General features: G+C 41.2%; 18 protein-coding genes, 2 tRNA genes and 1 rRNA gene. 19 read left to right on the top strand and 2 right to left on the bottom strand.

From position 1 onward, the window contains the following. Positions 1 to 4 precede the first annotated feature (4 nt). Complete coding sequence (locus ACFWE9_RS09700) at positions 5 to 391, top strand: FtsB family cell division protein (protein ID WP_230162047.1); 387 nt, start codon at positions 5 to 7, stop codon at positions 389 to 391. Positions 392 to 471: 80 nt separating this feature from the next. Continuing rightward, positions 472 to 930: a S1 domain-containing RNA-binding protein gene (locus ACFWE9_RS09695; protein WP_230162049.1), complete on the top strand. Its 459-nt coding sequence runs from the start codon at positions 472 to 474 to the stop codon at positions 928 to 930. A gap of 181 nt (positions 931 to 1,111) precedes the next feature. Here ACFWE9_RS09695 and ACFWE9_RS09690 read toward each other — a convergent pair. Next, positions 1,112 to 1,183: transfer RNA gene (locus ACFWE9_RS09690), tRNA-Glu, on the bottom strand. An 18-nt stretch (positions 1,184 to 1,201) separates the two neighbouring features. Beyond that, a tRNA-Met gene (locus tag ACFWE9_RS09685) sits at positions 1,202 to 1,275 on the bottom strand. Between the two features lie 327 nt (positions 1,276 to 1,602). On the opposite strand from ACFWE9_RS09685, the gene spoIIE reads away from it, so the two are divergent. From spoIIE to ACFWE9_RS09600, 17 genes are all read left to right on the top strand, one after another. After that, positions 1,603 to 4,077 carry a stage II sporulation protein E gene (gene spoIIE, locus ACFWE9_RS09680; RefSeq protein WP_377356587.1) on the top strand — a complete coding sequence of 825 codons (2,475 nt, stop codon included), beginning with the start codon at positions 1,603 to 1,605 and terminating at the stop codon, positions 4,075 to 4,077. Positions 4,078 to 4,278: 201 nt separating this feature from the next. Continuing rightward, a complete protein-coding gene (locus ACFWE9_RS09675; RefSeq protein ID WP_230162054.1) occupies positions 4,279 to 5,016 on the top strand; it encodes a VWA domain-containing protein in 738 nt (245 codons plus the stop codon). Further along, positions 4,982 to 5,980, top strand: a complete 999-nt coding sequence (locus ACFWE9_RS09670; protein ID WP_356715329.1) for a protein kinase domain-containing protein — start codon at positions 4,982 to 4,984, stop codon at positions 5,978 to 5,980. Before ACFWE9_RS09675 ends, ACFWE9_RS09670 begins: the two co-directional genes overlap by 35 nt. A 91-nt stretch (positions 5,981 to 6,071) precedes the next feature. Further along, entirely contained in the window at positions 6,072 to 7,466 is a 1,395-nt protein-coding gene (gene tilS, locus ACFWE9_RS09665) for a tRNA lysidine(34) synthetase TilS (RefSeq protein ID WP_377356585.1), read from the top strand. A 32-nt stretch (positions 7,467 to 7,498) separates the two neighbouring features. Further along, positions 7,499 to 8,038, top strand: coding sequence for a hypoxanthine phosphoribosyltransferase (gene hpt / locus ACFWE9_RS09660; RefSeq protein ID WP_230162080.1), 540 nt, complete (start codon positions 7,499 to 7,501; stop codon positions 8,036 to 8,038). Between the two features lie 117 nt (positions 8,039 to 8,155). Then, the gene (gene ftsH, locus ACFWE9_RS09655) at positions 8,156 to 10,216 is read left to right on the top strand and encodes an ATP-dependent zinc metalloprotease FtsH (protein ID WP_230162059.1); all 2,061 of its coding nucleotides are present in this window, start codon (positions 8,156 to 8,158) and stop codon (positions 10,214 to 10,216) included. 181 nt (positions 10,217 to 10,397) lie between these two features. Continuing rightward, complete coding sequence (locus ACFWE9_RS09650) at positions 10,398 to 11,177, top strand: type III pantothenate kinase (protein ID WP_230162061.1); 780 nt, start codon at positions 10,398 to 10,400, stop codon at positions 11,175 to 11,177. A gap of 36 nt (positions 11,178 to 11,213) precedes the next feature. Then, the gene (hslO, locus tag ACFWE9_RS09645) at positions 11,214 to 12,095 is read left to right on the top strand and encodes an Hsp33 family molecular chaperone HslO (RefSeq protein ID WP_230162063.1); all 882 of its coding nucleotides are present in this window, start codon (positions 11,214 to 11,216) and stop codon (positions 12,093 to 12,095) included. Between the two features lie 19 nt (positions 12,096 to 12,114). Next, positions 12,115 to 13,011, top strand: a complete 897-nt coding sequence (locus ACFWE9_RS09640) for a peptidylprolyl isomerase (RefSeq protein WP_230162066.1) — start codon at positions 12,115 to 12,117, stop codon at positions 13,009 to 13,011. 128 nt (positions 13,012 to 13,139) lie between these two features. Then, positions 13,140 to 14,066: a cysteine synthase A gene (gene cysK / locus ACFWE9_RS09635; RefSeq protein WP_377356582.1), complete on the top strand. Its 927-nt coding sequence runs from the start codon at positions 13,140 to 13,142 to the stop codon at positions 14,064 to 14,066. A gap of 160 nt (positions 14,067 to 14,226) precedes the next feature. After that, positions 14,227 to 15,063, top strand: coding sequence for a dihydropteroate synthase (gene folP / locus ACFWE9_RS09630; RefSeq protein ID WP_230162069.1), 837 nt, complete (start codon positions 14,227 to 14,229; stop codon positions 15,061 to 15,063). Position 15,064: 1 nt separating this feature from the next. Beyond that, positions 15,065 to 15,424: a dihydroneopterin aldolase gene (folB, locus tag ACFWE9_RS09625; protein ID WP_230162072.1), complete on the top strand. Its 360-nt coding sequence runs from the start codon at positions 15,065 to 15,067 to the stop codon at positions 15,422 to 15,424. Between the two features lie 2 nt (positions 15,425 to 15,426). Next, positions 15,427 to 15,954 carry a 2-amino-4-hydroxy-6-hydroxymethyldihydropteridine diphosphokinase gene (folK, locus tag ACFWE9_RS09620; protein WP_230162073.1) on the top strand — a complete coding sequence of 176 codons (528 nt, stop codon included), beginning with the start codon at positions 15,427 to 15,429 and terminating at the stop codon, positions 15,952 to 15,954. Beyond that, entirely contained in the window at positions 15,906 to 16,118 is a 213-nt protein-coding gene (locus ACFWE9_RS09615; protein WP_063235935.1) for a helix-turn-helix domain-containing protein, read from the top strand. The genes folK and ACFWE9_RS09615 overlap by 49 nt, the downstream gene beginning before the upstream one ends. A gap of 23 nt (positions 16,119 to 16,141) precedes the next feature. Next, on the top strand, positions 16,142 to 17,140 hold the full coding sequence (gene dusB / locus ACFWE9_RS09610; RefSeq protein ID WP_230162076.1) for a tRNA dihydrouridine synthase DusB: 999 nt from the start codon (positions 16,142 to 16,144) through the stop codon (positions 17,138 to 17,140). Between the two features lie 188 nt (positions 17,141 to 17,328). Further along, positions 17,329 to 18,828 (top strand): lysine--tRNA ligase, encoded by a 1,500-nt coding sequence (lysS, locus tag ACFWE9_RS09605; protein ID WP_377356579.1) that lies wholly within the window; start codon positions 17,329 to 17,331, stop codon positions 18,826 to 18,828. A 424-nt stretch (positions 18,829 to 19,252) separates the two neighbouring features. After that, positions 19,253 to 19,422, top strand: a 16S ribosomal RNA gene (locus tag ACFWE9_RS09600); the annotation flags it as partial.

Below are 19,422 nucleotides of genomic sequence, written 5' to 3'. Positions count from 1 at the left end.
AAACATGAGTAGCCTTCGTAAAAGGAAAGTGGCCAAAATAGAAAATCCCTACGTCGCTCAAGAAGAGAAAAAAGTACAAACCGTAAAAAAAAAGAAGCGTGGTTTAATGCGCAGATTAACTCTTTATTCAGTTTTCGCCGCTCTCTTTTTGATTTTGGCTGTTACCACCCTCATAACGCAAAATGCTGCACTGGATGAGAAAGTTAAACAGAAGGAAGATCTGCATGTGAAGTTAGCAAAATTGGAAAAGGACGAGACCCTTCTTAAAGAAGAAATCGTAAAACTTAATGATGATGAATATATTGCAAAAATAGCCAGACGGGATTATTTTTTATCGGACAAAGGTGAAATTATTTTTAACCTTCCAAAAGGGAAGGAAGATAGTGACTAATATTGACACTGTTTTTTTACTTTCGTTATAATATAGTGTGAAGAGATTTTTTAACATTTCTAAGGAGGAACATTTTTTTTATGTCAATCGAAGTAGGCAGCAAGTTACAAGGTAAAGTAACAGGCATAACTAATTTTGGTGCATTTGTAGAGCTCCCTCAAGGTTCAACCGGTCTTGTCCACATCAGTGAAGTGGCTGATAATTATGTGAAAGATATCAATGATCATTTAAAAGTGGGCGATACAGTTGAGGTGAAAGTCATCAATGTAGAAAAAGATGGAAAGATTGGCTTGTCCATAAAAAAAGCGATAGACCGTCCAGAAAGTGAGCAAAAACCTGCATACACACCACGTCCGCGCCAAGGAAGAGGGAATGACAACCGTTCCAAAGACTTCCGCTCAAAAGGAAATAGTTTTCAACCAAAGGAAAACTTTGAGCAAAAAATGGCTAAATTCTTAAAAGATAGCGAAGACCGCTTAACGACCCTTAAACGTAGCACCGAAACGAAACGGGGAGGTCGAGGAGGAAGACGCGGATAAACCTGCTGCTGAAAATAATAGAATAGCAACTTTTCCTGTGAAATTTTCATAGTATAGATATAGGCAAGCTTGCTGGCTTGTCTACTTTTAATTCTATAAGATATACCCATAGTCATTAACCTTCAACGACAAGAAGAAGCGCCTCTGTACAAGTGTACAGAGGCGCTTCTTTGGTTTTGGATGACCCGTACGGGATTCGAACCCGTGTTACCGCCGTGAAAGGGCGGTGTCTTAACCGCTTGACCAACGGGCCATGATAAATAGTAAAAGATAGCGGCAGAGGGGATCGAACCCCCGACCTCACGGGTATGAACCGTACGCTCTAGCCAGCTGAGCTACGCCGCCATAATGATAAGTGCTACTGAAGCACAAGTTATATCTTACATTCGTGAGGAAAAAATGTCAACAAAAAAAATAAAGTTTGTCGTTTTCCATTTTTTGAATATGTATTCGTGTTATTTTCCGCAAAAATAACCTAAAAACTTTGCTTTTCCTCAAAAAAAAAAGAACACCCGTTTCTATATATACAAAAACGGTCCAAAAACCTGTATACAAATGATTGTTCAAGAAGAATTTCGTCGAACGTTTTTCTTTTCCGCTTTTAAAATTCTGACAAAAAAATAGACATGCCCTCTTTATAATAAAAATCACTAATATGAATGGGGTGTTGAAATGGAAAAAGTAGAAAGACCAATGATGGAACCTCTTGGGGATGTTCAATTAAAAGAAGCGAAGGCAGAAGCAATCAATTGGATCCAACAACTACAAATGAAAACGGAAGATATATTTATAAAGAAAGGTATCTCTTTAGCCATTATCGGTTTCTTATTAGGACGAGCGTTAATTCTTTCACAGTTGGCACCATTTGGACTTCCGTTTTTCGCAGCTGTTTTTCTCATGAGACGTGACAGGGCTCCACTAGCACTATTCGGATTGATTGCAGGCGGCCTAACCGTACATTATTCCAATAGCTTGGTCATCTTTTCATCGGCGTTCCTGCTTCTGTTGTTTCATAAGATCAAGAAGCCCGCCGTAGAAGGACAATTCAAGACGATGTCGATGTACGTCTTTGCCTCACTATTCCTGGTTAACTTGGCCGAGCAATATCTGGTATTCCGAACGATTCAGCTGTACGACCTTATGATGATTGGAGTAGAGGCAGGACTGGCCATGATATTAACCTTAATCTTCATACAGTCGATCCCGCTTCTCTCGATACGTACAAAGTCCCAATCATTAAAGACGGAGGAAATCGTAAGCATCATTATCTTACTGGCTTCCGTGATGACAGGAACAATTGGCTGGATGATATATGATCTATCACTCGACCATATATTCTCACGATACCTGGTTCTCCTCTTCGGGCTGGCGGGAGGGGCCGCCATAGGCTCCACTGTAGGAGTGGTTACTGGATTGATATTCAGCCTGGCGAGTATAGCAAGTCTTTATCAAATGAGCCTTCTCGCCTTTTCCGGATTGCTCGGGGGGTTGTTGAAGGAGGGAAAAAAGTTAGGGGTCGCTGCAGGCCTCTTAATTGCTACGTTACTGATAGGTTTATATGGTGAGGGTACCAATAATATAATGGTGACCCTTTATGAATCACTTGTAGCTGTGGCGTTATTTATATTAACACCGTCATCGATAATCAACAAAATAGCGAAACATATACCGGGAACTGTTGAGAATTCCGATGAACAGCAGCAGTATGCCCGGAAAGTGAGGGATGTTACCGCTCAAAGGGTGGAACAATTCTCACATGTATTTGAAGCGCTCTCAAACAGCTTTGCCCAAGTGGATGAAAGGGGGAAATTGGAGGAAGATGAGAAAGAGTTCGATTACTTTTTAAGTAAGGTAACTGAAAAGACATGCCAACTCTGTTTTAAAAAGGAACAATGCTGGGCCAAAAACTTTAATACAACCTATGATGGCATGCAGGAAATTATGCTTCAATTAAGTGAAAATGATGGACAACTCCCTCAAAAGACTTCCAAAGAGTGGGGGAAATATTGTAGTCGTGGACCGCAGGTCATTGGGGCAATATCACAGGAGCTCACTTATTTTGAGGCAAACCAAAAGTTAAAAAGGCAGGTGAAAGAAAGCCGGAAACTAGTGGCGGATCAATTGCGCGGCGTTTCTGCAGTGATGGATGATTTCGCCAAAGAAATTCAGAGGGAAAGGAAGAATCATCATTTACATGAGGAGTCCATTATGGAGGCCATACAGGATTTTGGCCTGCATATAGGCCATGTTGAAATATACAGTCTAGAACAAGGAAATGTTGATATAGAGATGAGTGTTCCATACTGCCAGGGAAGAGGGGAATGTGAAAAGCTGATAGCACCTATGCTTTCGGACATTTTAGGGGAAACGATAGTCGTCCATTCAGAAGAGTGTGCAACATATCCAAACGGGCAATGTGAGGTGATATTTAGGTCAGCAAAAAAATTCACGGTCGAAACGGGTGTGGCTCATGCTGCCAAGGGGGGAGGGCTTGTATCAGGAGATAGTTTTACGACCATGGAGATTGGTTGCGGTAAATTTGCAATTGCCATTAGCGATGGAATGGGAAATGGGGAAAGGGCCCATTTTGAAAGTACAGAGACATTGAAGCTGCTTCAAAAATTTTTACAATCGGGAATAGAAGAAAAAATAGCCATTAAATCCGTAAACTCCGTATTATCTCTACGCACTACCGATGAAATATTTTCAACTCTTGATTTGGCAATGATTGATCTTCAGGACGCAAGGGCTAAGTTTTTAAAAATCTGTTCGATACCGAGTTTCATTAAAAGGGGTGATAAGATCATAAAAATAGAATCGAGTAACCTGCCTATGGGGATCATCCAGGATTTCGATGTCGATGTTGTATCAGAAGAGCTGAAGGCAGGGGATATATTAATCATGATGAGTGATGGAGTGTTCGATGGTCCATCCCATGTGGAAAATATCGAGTTCTGGCTTAAACGAAAAATCAAGGAAATGGAGACAGACGATCCTCAGGAAATATCCGATTTAATATTGGAAGAAGTCATCCGAACAAAAGGGATCATAGATGATGATATGACAGTGGTAACATCCAAAATTAAACATAATACACCGAAATGGGCATCCATTCCCGTTTCTCCAAAAAGGAAAAAGGCCCAGTAGGAGGCCGTTTATATATATAAAATAAATAATTTCAAAAGTGAGGTGGGGGTATTGAAAGACGGGTAAAAGGTAAAAAAGATCAACTTGCGGAAAAATCCAATGACTCCACCGATGGTGACTTGATTGCGTATGTCTGTGGCGTATAAATTCCCTCTTTTTAGTCAATTATGGTAACAGATTGAAAGGAAGGGAGAGCAAAACATGAAAGCAGGAACATTAAGGCAGATTTTGCTTATTACCGACGGATGTTCAAATCATGGTGAGGAGCCGTCTGCCATGGCTGAAATAGCAAGGGAGCAAGGCATAACCATCAATGTCATAGGTGTCATGGAAAATGATGTGATAGATGAAAAGGGACTTAAGGAAATCGAAAAGATTGCTGATTCAGGAGGTGGCGTCAGTCAAATTGTCTATGCCCAGCAGCTGTCACAGACCGTCCAAATGGTGACCCAAAAGGCAATGACTCAAACTATACAGGGAGTTATCAATCGTGAACTTCAACAAATATTAGGGGATTCAAGAACGATGGAGGATCTCCCGCCCGAAAAGCGGGGAGAAGTGATGGAGGTGGTCGATGAGCTTGGGGAAACAAGCAAGCTAGAAGTGCTGATCCTTGTTGATACAAGTGCAAGCATGAAACATAAGCTCCCTACCGTAAAAGATTCCTTATTAGACCTTTCCCTTAGTATGAATGCAAGAATGGGTGACAGCCGTTTTTCCGTATTCGTATTTCCTGGGAAAAGAAATGATGTGGAAAAGTTGCTAGATTGGACCCCGAACCTTGAAGCATTGACAGCAACTTTTCCTAAGCTTAGTACAGGGGGACTTACTCCGACAGGTCCAGCCATTCGTGAGGCATTAACATATTTCAATAAAAAACGTTCATTGAGGGGATTGTTATCACATGATGATGAACAATACTTTGAGGAATCAATGTAAACTCCTGGCTGGCAGTCTGGTCACTGGAAAGTGGAATAAAAACCAGTACAAAATAATTAAGGAATTGGGGTGTGGAGCGAACGGGATCGTCTACTTGGTGGAAAGAGAAAATCGTCATTATGCTTTAAAGCTCAGTGATAATGGGACGTCCATTATTTCGGAGATGAATATCCTAAAATCCTTTTCAAAGGTCCAGGGGTCTACCCTTGGGCCTTCCTTTTTGGAAGCGGACGATTTCATCAAAACTGGAAAGCAGCTGCCTTTTTATGTCATGGAGTACATCCATGGACACGATTTTTTGCGTTTCATTGAAAAGAAAGGGTCATCGTGGATTGGTGTCTTAATGCTTCAACTATTAACCAGTTTGTCTGCCTTGCATACAAATGGCTGGGTATTCGGCGATTTAAAACCTGAGAATTTGATCGTGACTTCACCAGCCTACAAAGTGCGTTGCGTGGATGTAGGTGGAACGACTTTAATTGGCCGATCTGTTAAAGAGTTCACCGAGTTCTTTGACAGAGGTTACTGGGGACTAGGATCGAGAAAGGCAGATCCGCAATATGACTTGTTCGCGGTAGGGATGATTATCATCAATTCAGCCTATCCTGGACGTTTTCATAAGAACGGGGAGGGGTATAGACAGCTTAACGACTTGATTAAGCAAAAAAAGGAATTGCTCCCATATAGAAAGATGTTGGAGAAAGCGCTGCAAGGGCAGTACGATACAGCTATTCAAATGCGGGAGGATCTAGTCACTGTGCTAAGTAAGCAAAATCACTCGAAGAAAAAGGGTACGAGTCAGGCAGCAACAAGGCAGCCTACGACAAGACAGCCCACAACAAGACAAGCAAGAAGGTCCCAAAACCATTCTAAAAATAAGAGGGGAGGGTTTTTTGAAACTTTTTTGCTTGTTGCCATAATATCGATGCTCTACGTTCTTTACATATATGAACAGTTGTTATGATATAGTTAATACACGAATTCCATGGAATAATTGAAACCATTTCATGTTTGAATCGTATAACTAATAACTGTCCATAAAGAAGGAAGATTGTATGTTAAAGGAAAAAGTTCTGAACACCATTTATAGAAACGAATTAATTCAGGAAAACTCGAAGTTGCTCATAGGCGTTTCCGGTGGACCGGATTCGTTGGTGCTTCTCCATATCCTGAAGGAATTTCAATCTCGTTTTCATTACGAAATGATCGTTGCAAGTGTTGATCATATGTTTCGCGGCGAAGAATCATATGAGGATTATAAATATGTAGAACAAATTTGTGAACAGTGGGACATCAAGTTTGAAGGAAAAAGGATTGATGTCCCTGCCCGGATGGAACAGACAGGGGAAAGCTCACAAATAACATCAAGAAAGTTACGTTTTGCTTTCTATGAAGAAATGATGGATAAGCATCAAGCCGCCACTCTTGTGCTGGGACATCATGGAGATGACCAAATCGAAACGATGCTCATGAGATTAACAAGAGGGGCGACAGGCAAGGCGAGAGCAGGCATTCCCATAAAGAGACGTTTCCATACCGGCCATCTGATCAGGCCTTTCCTTGACATCACGAAAGGCCAAATTATCGAATATGCGGACCTCCATAATATTGAACCAAGGTTTGATCCGAGCAATGAAAAAGATGACTATGTAAGAAATCGGTTTAGACATGCCGTTCTTCCATTTTTAAAGAAAGAAAATGGAAAGGTTCATGAGCATTTTCAACGATTCAGTGAAGAGCTTTATGAAGATGAGGAGTTTTTTCAGACCCTGGTTTCAAGCAAAATGTCCGAGGTTTGGATCCAACAAGATAAAGATCAAGCGGTTATTCAGATTGATGAGGTTCTTGCGATGCCTAAACCTTTACAAAGAAGAGCGATTCAACTAATATTAAACTATCTTTATTTGGAGAAACCGTCATCGCTTTCGGCATTACATATTGATCAACTTTTAGTTTTGTTTTTAAATCCTCAGCCATCTGCAGAATTGCATCTTCCGGAGGGCCTTATTGCGGAAAAATCATATCATATTTGCACCTTTAGATTTTTTCGGCAAAAAAGCCATGAATATTCCTTGAAATTACAAATTCCCGGTGAGACTATTCTTCCGAATGGATATAAGATTAAAGCGCACTATATAAAAGAAGAAATTCCGGAACTTAGAGGAAATCATTCTTTTATACTTCCTGAATCAGCTGTTCAGTTTCCGCTTACAGTCCGAACCAGGCATGAAGGCGAACGGATGGCAGTAAAGGGATTAGGTGGAACGAAGAAGTTGAAGGAGATTTTTATAAATGAAAAAATCCCGATGCTAGAAAGAAATGCGTGGCCGGTAATCGTCGATCAAGCTGGGACTGCCGTTTGGCTTCCTGGTTTAAAGAAATCGAATGTTGAGCCGGAAATGATTTCTGATGAAACATGTTTAATTTACTTAGAATATAATAAAGCTTAATTCTTCATGGGGGGCAATTAATTACAATGACCATGCAAAACGATATTGAAAAAGTGTTAATAACCGAGGAAGACCTTCAAAAAAAAATCAGGGAATTGGGTGCGCAGATTGAATCTGACTATCAAGGTAAGTTTCCGCTCGCTATCGGAGTGTTAAAAGGTGCCATGCCATTCATGTCTGATTTACTGAAACGTGTGGATACACATCTTGAAATGGACTTTATGGATGTTTCAAGCTATGGTAACTCCACTGTTTCTTCCGGTGAAGTAAAAATCATCAAAGATCTTGATGCATCAGTTGAAGGCCGAGATATTTTAATCATCGAAGATATTATCGACAGCGGATTAACGCTTAGCTATCTTGCGGAACTTTTCCGTTATAGAAAAGCAAAATCAATTAAAATCGTTACCTTATTGGATAAACCAACAGGCAGGAAAGCGGATATAACTCCGGACTATGCTGGATTTATCGTTCCGGATGCATTTGTTGTCGGATATGGTCTGGATTTTGCAGAAAAATATCGTAATCTCCCGTATATTGGCATATTGAAGCCGGAAATTTACTCGAATTAATCGTACCTGTTTGAAAGAAAAGACCAGATAAAAACAGCGGTGTTAAATTATTGTAATTCATTAATTTTGTATGATAGTATTTACTATAGTTTGTTTACCCGTGGGAGGAGGTAAGGGATGAATCGGATCTTCCGTAATACGATATTTTATTTACTGATCTTTTTGGTCATCATTGGGATTGTAAGCATCTTTAATAATAACAATGAACCAACAGAGAAAATGACCCAAGATGAATTCTATAAGCATTTGGAGAGTGGGGACGTTACATCACTTACGATGCAGCCCGAAAGCAGTGTATTTGAAATTACAGGGAAGCTCAAAGGTTATGAGGAAAACAAATACTTTGTGACGTACGTACCATTCAGTGAATATTCGCAAAGTCGAATCAATGATGCCGTAACTAAGTTGGGTAAAGACATCATCACTGTTGAACCTCCAGAAAAGACAAGTGGCTGGGTGACATTTTTCACTTCCATCATTCCATTTGTAATCATTTTTATTCTCTTCTTCTTTTTACTTAACCAAGCTCAAGGTGGCGGTGGTGGCCGCGTCATGAACTTCGGGAAAAGTAAGGCGAAATTGTATAATGATGATAAGAAAAAAGTGCGCTTCAATGATGTAGCCGGAGCGGACGAAGAAAAGCAGGAACTTGTCGAGGTCGTTGAATTCTTAAAAGATCCTCGCAAATATGCCGAGCTCGGAGCCCGTATTCCTAAAGGGGTACTTTTAGTTGGGCCCCCTGGTACAGGTAAAACTTTACTTGCAAGGGCAGTAGCTGGTGAAGCCGGTACTCCTTTCTTCTCAATCAGTGGTTCTGATTTTGTTGAAATGTTTGTAGGTGTCGGTGCATCTCGTGTTCGTGATTTGTTTGAAAATGCTAAGAAAAATGCACCATGTATCATCTTTATCGATGAAATTGATGCAGTCGGACGCCAACGTGGCGCAGGTCTTGGTGGCGGTCACGATGAACGTGAACAAACATTGAACCAACTGCTTGTAGAAATGGATGGTTTCGGTGGGAATGAAGGAATCATTATCATTGCCGCAACTAACCGTGCCGATGTATTGGATCCGGCATTATTGCGTCCAGGACGATTTGACCGTCAGATTACGGTAGGCCGCCCTGATGTAAAAGGCCGTGAAGAAGTACTGAAAGTGCATGCACGTAATAAACCTTTAGCAGAAACTGTCGATTTGAAAGCGATCGCTCAGCGTACACCTGGTTTTTCTGGTGCAGATCTTGAAAACTTACTGAATGAAGCAGCACTTGTAGCTGCTCGTCAAGATAAGAAGAAGATCGATATGTCCGATTTGGATGAAGCTTCAGATCGCGTTATCGCGGGACCTGCTAAGAAAAACCGTGTCATTTCCAAAAAGGAACGGAATATTGTAGCATGGCATGAAGCGGGCCATACCATTATTGGGTTGGTTTTGGATGATGCCGAAGTCGTTCATAAAGTTACGATTGTCCCTCGTGGTCAAGCTGGCGGTTATGCAGTGATGCTGCCTAAAGAAGATCGTTTCTTCATGACGGAGCCTGAACTGAAAGATAAAATCGTAGGACTTTTGGGTGGCCGTGTATCCGAAGAAGTTACATTCGGAGAAGTGAGTACTGGTGCACATAATGACTTCCAACGTGCAACGGGCATAGCTCGCAGCATGGTTATGGAATATGGTATGAGTAAGCTTGGACCTCTTCAATTCGGTAATTCTCAAGGTCAGGTTTTCCTAGGCCGCGATTTCAACAATGATCAAAATTATTCAGATGCAATAGCATATGAAATAGATCTTGAAATTCAACGTATCATCAGGGAAGCTTACGAAAGATGTAAGACGATACTTACTGAAAATCGTGAAAAACTTGATTTGGTTGCTAAAACCTTGCTTGAAGTGGAAACACTTGATGCAGATCAAATCCAAAGTTTATTCCATAACGGTAAATTGCCAGAACGTGATTATGCCGCTCTGAATGGGAATTTAACCACCGATGAGAATGTTAAGGTGAACATCAATACGAAGAAGGAAGAAAAAGAGGCCCTTTTAGATCCATTGGATAAGAGAGGACCTGAGGACCTTGAAATAACGGAGGAAGGATTGAATACTCCTCCAATCAAAGAAGGTACACCTCAAGATCAGCCGCTTTCCTTCCCGAACGAAGATGACAATAAAAAGTCTTAAGCTGACTAATCAAAAGGGTATTTCCGCCTCGGAAATACCCTTTTCTTAACCCATAAATGAATTTGGGTACACAAGAAAAGGAGGCTGGGATTTTTTTACCTTTCGAAAAGTGTGACTAATAGCGTGGGAAATACACAGTGTGGTATGATGTTGGAGAATAAATTACCGGAGTGATGAAGCGATGATTTTTGTATTGGATGTTGGGAATACAAATACTGTATTAGGCGTATACGATGAAGATATTTTAAAATATCATTGGCGAATTGAGACCAGCCGTCATAAGACAGAAGATGAGTATGGAATGGTCATAAAGTCTTTGCTGCAACATGAAGGTCTTTCGTTTGATCAATTTGATGGAATCATAATTTCTTCGGTAGTTCCGCCAATCATGTTTGCGCTTGAACGCATGTGCAAAAAGTACTTTGGCATAAAACCACTTATAGTGGGACCTGGAATAAAAACTGGATTGAATATTAAATATGAAAATCCCCGTGAAGTGGGGGCTGACCGAATCGTTAATGCTGTTGCGGGCATTCAGGAATATGGAAGCCCTCTCATTATCGTGGATTTTGGCACGGCCACGACATATTGCTATATAAATGAGGATAAACAATACATGGGCGGAGCCATTGCCCCTGGTATTAACATTTCTACAGAAGCCCTTTATTCAAAAGCGGCAAAACTTCCAAGAATAGAAATCAGCAGACCCGAAGGAATCATTGGGAAAAATACGGTATCCGCCATGCAGGCTGGTATTTTGTATGGGTACGTTGGACAAGTGGAAGGAATCGTTAATCGTATTAAGGAGCAAAGTAATCTAGAACCAACGGTAATAGCGACAGGCGGATTAGCAACCTTAATTGCTAATGAGTCTACAGTGATTGACGTTGTTGAACCATTTTTGACATTAAAGGGATTGCAGTTGATTTATAAACGCAATCGTGAGCAAGTGAAGAAGTAAAAAGAAGGAATACACAGCATGGAAGGAGCACAATAAATGAAGGATTATTTGATAAAGGCATTAGGCTATGAAGGACAGGTTCGGGCATATGCTGTTTCAACAACGGATACCGTAGGGGAAGCCCAGCGTCGCCATTATACATGGCCTACTGCTTCCGCTGCCCTTGGGCGCGCAATGACGGCTGGCGTAATGATGGGCGGCATGTTGAAAGGTGAAGAAAAGCTGACGATCAAAATCGAGGGCGGAGGTCCGATTGGGTCCATCCTGGTCGATAGCAATGCAAAGGGTGAAGTTCGCGGGTATGTCACTCACCCGCAAACCCATTTTGATTTGAATGAACAAGGAAAGTTGGATGTAAGGAAAGCAGTAGGTACTGATGGATTGATGACTGTTGTGAAAGATATTGGTCTGCGTGACCACTTTTCAGGACAAGTACCGCTTGTTTCTGGAGAATTAGGGGAAGATTTCACGTATTACTTTGCAACTTCCGAACAGGTGCCTTCTTCAGTGGGAGTTGGGGTCCTCGTGAACCCTGATAACTCGATCCTTGCAGCAGGCGGATTCATCATTCAATTGATGCCTGGTACATCAGATGAAACGATTTCGAAAATCGAAAATAGGCTAAGCACGATAGCTCCTGTCTCTAAAATGATTCAAAATGGCCTGACTCCTGAGGAAATCTTAACGGAGATTTTAGGTGAGGGAAATGTGAATATTTTAGAAAAAATGGATGTCGAGTTTTCTTGTCAATGCTCAAGGGAGAGAATTGCCAATGCATTGATCAGCCTTGGACAAGAGGAGATTCGGGATATTATAGAGACAGAGGGACAAGCAGAGGCGCAATGCCATTTTTGTAATGAGACCTACCAATTCTCGAAAGAAGACCTAGAGGAACTAGAAGCGGAAACCAAAAAATAATTGACGGGGGAAAAGGGTTTTGCCTAAACAAAAGCTTCGGGCGATTATTGCCGGCCTTGCCTTCTTGAACCTATTGACTATCATGATCTTTGTCATAAAACCATTAATCATCTCGAAATCCGTTATGGGAGAAGAAACGGCTGCAAAGGTTGGATCTAAGGATATTTCCCGGGAAGCGTGGATTAATGAGCTCGAAAAGAGATATGGGGAAGATGTACTTGAGGATATGGTTGATAAAGAGGTAGTGAAACAGGCAGCAGAAAAATACAAAGTGAAAATTTCAGAAAAAGAGGTTGATCGAGAACTTAAAATGATGAAAACGATGTATGGTACTGCCGGCCAGACTCTTAATAAAAGCGCTGGTCAATTGAGGCAGGAAATTGAGTCGAGCCTCCTGCTTGAGAAGCTCCTCACCAAGGACGTTTCGGTCTCGGATACGGCCATGCAGAAATATTATGATAATAATAAGGATATCTATCGAATCCCTACTACATATCATATCTCCCATATTACTTTGGCTACAAAAAAGCAAGCGGACCAAATCATACGTGAATTGGAGAAGGGTGTCTCCTTTAATGTCTTAGCGATGGAAAAGTCCCTTGATGAATTCACTGCCAACCAGGGAGGCGACATGGGTTATATTTCTCAGGATAACGAGCAAGTATCCAAGGAATATATTACAGCTGCTGAAAAATTACAGGTGAACAAGTGGAGTGATCCAGTGCAAACGGATGATGGCTGGGCGGTTCTCTATCTGCATGAGAAGATAGAGGGCGAGCAGTATAAGTATGAAGAAGTTAAAGATAAGATTCACCGCCAAATAGCTCTTGAACAGATTCAGGCACCGGTATCCGGGAAGATTTTCTGGGACGAATTCGATGTAGAATGGTTTTACGGAATGAAAGAACAAAAATAGGTCATTGGATGTGTGAGAATATTTAGAATATAATAGATAATCATTGACAATGAACTATTAAAACTGGTAACTTTAATTTATAAAACCAATAAACATACTCGGCATTGAAATGATAAGGAGTGGAGAAAATGGCACGTATAGCTAATTCTGTAATTGATTTAATTGGACAAACACCTATCGTGAAGTTAAACAAGCTTCAAAATGAAAACAGCGCAGATATTTATTTGAAACTTGAGTACTTTAACCCGGGGAGCAGTGTAAAAGACCGTATCGCCCTTGCGATGATCGAAGCAGCAGAGAAAAACGGCAACCTTAAGCCGGGAGATACGATCATCGAACCTACAAGCGGAAACACTGGAATAGGACTTGCCATGGTAGCTGCAGCAAAAGGCTACAAATCAATCCTTGTTATGCCTGAGACAATGAGCTTGGAACGCCGTAACTTGCTTCGTGCTTATGGGGCAGATTTAGTTCTTACACCTGGACCTGAAGGAATGAAAGGTGCAATCGCCAAGGCTACAGAGTTGTCTAAAGAAAAAGGCTACTTTATTCCTCAACAATTCGAGAATGAAGCCAACCCTGAAGTTCATCGTAACACGACAGGTCCTGAAATCGTTGAAGCCTTTGGTGAAGAAGGTCTGGATGCATTCGTTGCCGGAATCGGTACTGGAGGAACGATTACAGGTGCTGGTGAAGTTTTACGTGAAAAATATCCTGACATTAAAATTTACGCTGTTGAGCCTGCGGATTCTCCTGTATTATCCGGTGGAACCCCTGGGCCGCATAAAATTCAAGGAATCGGTGCAGGCTTCATCCCAAGTATTTTAAATACAGATCTCTATGACGAAATCATTCAGGTCAATACAGAGGAATCGTTCGATTACGCTCGCCGAGCAGCTAAAGAGGAAGGAATCCTCGGTGGTATTTCTTCTGGAGGCGCAATTGCTGCGGCTATTAAAGTAGCTGAAAAACTGGGAAAAGGCAAAAAAGTCCTTGCTATCATACCAAGTAATGGTGAGCGATACTTAAGTACGCCATTATATAACTTTGAGTAAGACCATGCTTTAAACGAGAAGCAAAGTCCCTAGGGGCTTTGTTTTTCTTTATGTAGAAAAGTTTTAAAGAGTGTTCCCATTCTTGATGTAGCTTGCACTTAACCTATGTAAATGGGTAAACTCGTATATATAGATTTCATTAGGAGAAGGAGAACGATGGATGTCATTAGCTGAAGCGTCAAAAATAACATGCGGTTCATTTGAATTGGATTACAGCAAGAAAACATTGATTATGGGGATTTTGAATGTTACGCCGGACTCTTTTTCAGATGGAGGGAAATATAATAGGGTAGATGCTGCTTTGAAGCACGCTGAACGGATGGTCAACGACGGAGCGGATATTTTGGATATAGGCGGAGAGTCCACCCGTCCAAATTATGAGAGGATATCGGATGAGGAGGAAATCGAAAGAGTTGCCCCGATAATCGAAGCGATTTCCCGTAATATTGAGGTGCCTATATCTATCGATACGTATAAATCAAGAGTAGCAGAAGAGGCGGTAAAAGCAGGAGCCCATATATTAAATGATATTTGGGGCGGGAAAGCAGATTCCTTGATGGCTAAGGTTGCAGCGGAATATGGGGTGCCGATTATTCTGATGCATAACAGGGATAATATGGAGTACGGACATTTCGTTCGGGATGTCTTTCAAGATTTATACGAAAGCATTTTGTTGGTAAAGGATGCAGGAGTCAAGGAGGAAAACATCATCCTCGATCCAGGCATTGGGTTTGCGAAGGACCTAAAGTTAAATTTGGAAATGATGAGGAATCTTGATAAGCTGGTATCATTAGGCTATCCCGTGTTACTTGCTACATCAAGAAAGTCCATGATTGGACATGTCCTTGATTTGCCGCCTAATGAGCGGATGGAAGGCACTGCCGCTACAATCTGCCATGGAATTCAGCAAGGCTGTCAAATGGTTCGTGTGCATGATGTAAAGGAAATGTCACGGACTGCAAAGATGATGGATGCTCTTTTAGGAAAAGGTGAATGAAATGGATAAGATATTTGTGAATAAAATGGAGTTTTACGGTTATCATGGGGTTTTTCCGGAAGAAACGAAGCTTGGGCAACGGTTTAAAGTGGACCTGATCGTTGAGACTGACTTAGCCAAGGCAGGGAAGAGTGACAAGCTCGAGGACTCCATTAATTATGGCGAGTTATATGAAGTGTGTAAAAGCGTTGTTGAGGGTGAACCTTATAAGTTAGTGGAGGCGGTCGCTGAAAAGATTGCCTCGGAATTACTTAATAAGTATTCTTCAATCGAGAAATGCACCGTGAAGGTTTATAAACCAGATCCACCTATAGCAGGGCACTATGACTCGGTTGCTATAGAGATTGTAAGGGGACGCTGATTGTGGTGAATATTGCTTACCTTTCAATTGGATCGAACTTGGGGAATCGCCTTGATACATTTCAGGAAGCTTTCCAATTATTAGCTGAAAACCCGTCCATCAAGTTGGTTGCCTGCTCGTCTTTATATGAAACAGAACCGATTGGATACACAGACCAGGACTGCTTTTTGAATGCTGTTCTTAAAGTGGAAACGGATTTAGAACCAGAAGAGTTACTTCACGCTTGTATGCAAATTGAACAAGAATTTGGGAGAAAAAGGGAAATTAGGTGGGGTCCCCGTACTTTAGACCTTGACATTTTGTTATATAATCATGAAAATATTGAGACAGAGATTCTTTCAGTCCCGCACCCTCGTATGCACGAGAGGGCTTTTGTTATCGTGCCTTTAATGGAAGTGGACCCTGATATTATACTTCCGCAAATGCATACACCTTTGAGCGACCTGTTTGAACAGATTTCGGATAAAGAAGGAGTTCGATTATGGAAGGCGAAAAATGGGGAAGGCGTATTCGCGCTTTTCGAAAGTTAAAGGGTTATACCCAGGAAGGTTTTGCGAAAGAAATAGGTGTATCCGTTTCTTTGCTGGGAGAAGTTGAACGAGGTAATCGCAACCCCTCGGAAGCATTTTTACTGGAGGTGGCGGAAATACTCCATGTTTCCATTGAGGAGCTTCAACCACCTGAGGATAAATGAAAGAATGTTATAGGAGGTCCAACGTGTTAAAAATAGGCGATATAGAAATGAAGAATCCGGTTGTGCTAGCACCGATGGCAGGAGTCTGTAACTCGGCATTTCGCTTGACCGTCAAGGAATTTGGTGCTGGTCTAGTTTGTGCGGAGATGGTCAGTGATAAGGGAATCGTTCTTCAAAATGCTAGAACGATGAATATGCTTTATATAGATGAAAGAGAAAAGCCGTTAAGCTTACAAATCTTTGGCGGTGAAAAAAAAACTTTGGTGGAAGCTGCACAATTCGTAGATAAAAATACAACTGCTGATATCATTGATATCAACATGGGTTGCCCTGTCCCTAAGATCACTAAATGTGACGCAGGGGCGAAGTGGCTTCTCGATCCGAATAAGATTTATGAAATGGTTTCAGCAGTGGTCGATGCCGTTGAAAAGCCGGTGACTGTGAAAATGCGCATTGGCTGGGATGAAGAGCATGTCTTTGCCATTCAAAATGCCCAGGCTGTTGAACGCGCAGGTGGAAAAGCTGTTTCCATGCATGGCAGAACTCGAGTGCAAATGTATGAAGGAAAGGCTAACTGGGACATCATTCGTGAAGTGAAGAAATCGATCAATATTCCTCTTATCGGGAACGGTGATGTGGAAACTCCACAGGATGCCGAAAGAATGTTGAAAGAAACAGGTGTTGACGGAGTCATGATCGGCCGTGCTGCTCTAGGTAACCCATGGATGATGTACCGGACTGTTAAATATTTAGAAACCGGACAACTGATGGATGAACCTTCTGTTCGTGAAAAGATGGATGTTTGTGTTCTTCACATGGATCGTCTAATTGCATTGAAGAATGAAAATGTCGCCGTTCGTGAAATGCGTAAGCATGCTTCTTGGTATTTAAAAGGTGTTAAAGGGAATGCTAAGGGTCGTAAGGGGATTAATGATTGTGAAACAAGGGAAGATGTTGTAAGTCTTCTTTATGGACTTGTTGATGATATTGAAGCGAAGCAACAGAATATCCAAATGGTCTGATGTTTGACATTACCTTCCTGTTTTCCTATAATACGCTTATCTTGAACTGCCAGTAATCCTGGCAGTTTTTATATGTACATAAACAAGATTTTAAGATAAAAAGCTGTTGAATTCCTGTACTTTATGTAAGAATAAATAAGTATGTAAAAGAAATATTGATTAATTATATAAGGCTTTTATTAATAAAGATGGAGATGATTTTCGTGAGTCATGAAGAATTGAATGACCAACTGCAGGTAAGACGCGATAAAATGCAGACCATGATTGATAATGGACAAGACCCTTTTGGGAGCAGATTCGAGCGCACCCATACAACTCTGGAGATAGTCAGTGCCTATGGGGAATTAGAAAAGGAAGACCTTGAGGAAAAAGAAATTGAGGTTACGATTGCTGGCCGTGTCATGACCAAGCGCGGTAAAGGGAAAGCGGGATTTGCCCATATTCAGGATATAAGCGGTCAAATCCAAATCTACGTTCGTTTAGATAAAATAGGTGAAGATTCATACCGAATTTTCAACCAAACGGATCTTGGGGATATCGTAGGGATCACTGGTGTTATTTTCAAAACAAAAGTTGGGGAACTATCCATTAAAGCGAAGGACTATGTGTTCCTTGCAAAAGCCCTTCGTCCGCTGCCTGATAAATTTCATGGTTTAAAGGATGTTGAAGAGCGATATCGGAAACGTTATGTGGATTTAATTACAAATGAGGAAAGTAAAAACACGTTGATCATGCGCAGTCGTATTGTTCAAGCTATGAGACGATATTTGGATGATCAAGGATACCTGGAAGTGGAGACGCCACTATTGCACTCTGTTGCTGGTGGAGCTGCTGCACGCCCTTTCCTTACTCACCATAATGCCCTGGATATGCCTTTGAATTTAAGGATTGCGATCGAGCTTCATCTAAAACGCTTAATCGTTGGCGGATTAGAGAAAGTTTATGAGATTGGCCGGGTTTTCAGGAATGAAGGAGTATCTACAAGACACAATCCGGAATTCACATTGATTGAATTATACGAGGCTTATGCAGATTATAAGGATATCATGAGTTTAACGGAAAACCTGATTGCTCATATAGCTCAAGAGGTCCTGGGGACGACTACGATCCAGTATGGGGAATACGAGATAGAGCTAAAACCGGAATGGAAAAGACTTCACATGGTTGACGCCGTTAAAGAATACACAGGTGTGGACTTCTGGGCTCAAATGAGTAAAGAAGAAGCTCAGCAGCTTGCTAAAGAAAACGGGATTGAAATTAAGGAATCCATGGAGTTTGGTCATATAGTGAATGAATTCTTTGAACAGAAGGTAGAAGACAAATTAATTCAGCCTACATTCATCTATGGACATCCAGTGGAAATTTCTCCGTTAGCTAAGAAGAATCCTGAAGATTCCCGTTTCACAGATCGTTTTGAGTTATTCATAGTGGGTAGGGAGCATGCGAATGCCTTCACGGAACTTAATGACCCTATTGATCAACGTCAACGGTTTGAAGCTCAATTAAAAGAACGGGAGCAAGGTAACGATGAAGCTCATGAAATGGATGAGGATTTCTTGGAAGCTTTAGAATATGGAATGCCGCCAACAGGCGGATTGGGAATTGGTGTTGACCGTCTGGTTATGCTATTGACCAATTCTCCTTCTATACGTGATGTTCTGTTATTCCCGTTAATGAGACATCGTTAATAATGCAAGATGAGTAATGATTGCAGGACCGAATTTGAACGACTGGGATTCTTTGGGCGTAGCTCATGATCTCGGGAAGTTCAATTCGGTTTTTGTTTTTTAATTATAATTTCATGCCTTTTAATCGATTGGATTCTAAGGTTTGAAAGAAAATTAATATTATCTCAAAAAACTTAATAAAAGGTATTGCGCAGTTAACGTAATGGTGTTATATTTATATCTGTCCTTACGAACGAGTTGCAAACAAATTACAAACTTAAAAAAAGTTTTAAAAAGTTGTTGACTTCGAGTAATGAAAAATGTTATTATAAATAAGCTGTTTCGAAAGACATTGCTCTTTGAAAACTGAACAAAACAAAGCGCCAACGTTAAATTTTAAGTGAGCACACACTATCAAAAAAGCAAAATGAGCAAGTCAAACATTTCTTCGGAGAGTTTGATCCTGGCTCAGGACGAACGCTGGCGGCGTGCCTAATACATGCAAGTCGAGCGAATCGATGGGAGCTTGCTCCCTGAGATTAGCGGCGGACGGGTGAGTAACACGTGGGCAACCTGCCTATAAGACTGGGATAACTTCGGGAAACCGGAGCTAAT

Source organism: Peribacillus sp. NPDC060253 (genome assembly GCF_042727425.1).
Classification (GTDB): domain Bacteria; phylum Bacillota; class Bacilli; order Bacillales; family DSM-1321; genus Peribacillus.
The sequence above is the reverse complement of the archived record's forward strand: the minus strand, read 5'-3'. Positions and strand labels throughout refer to the sequence as shown.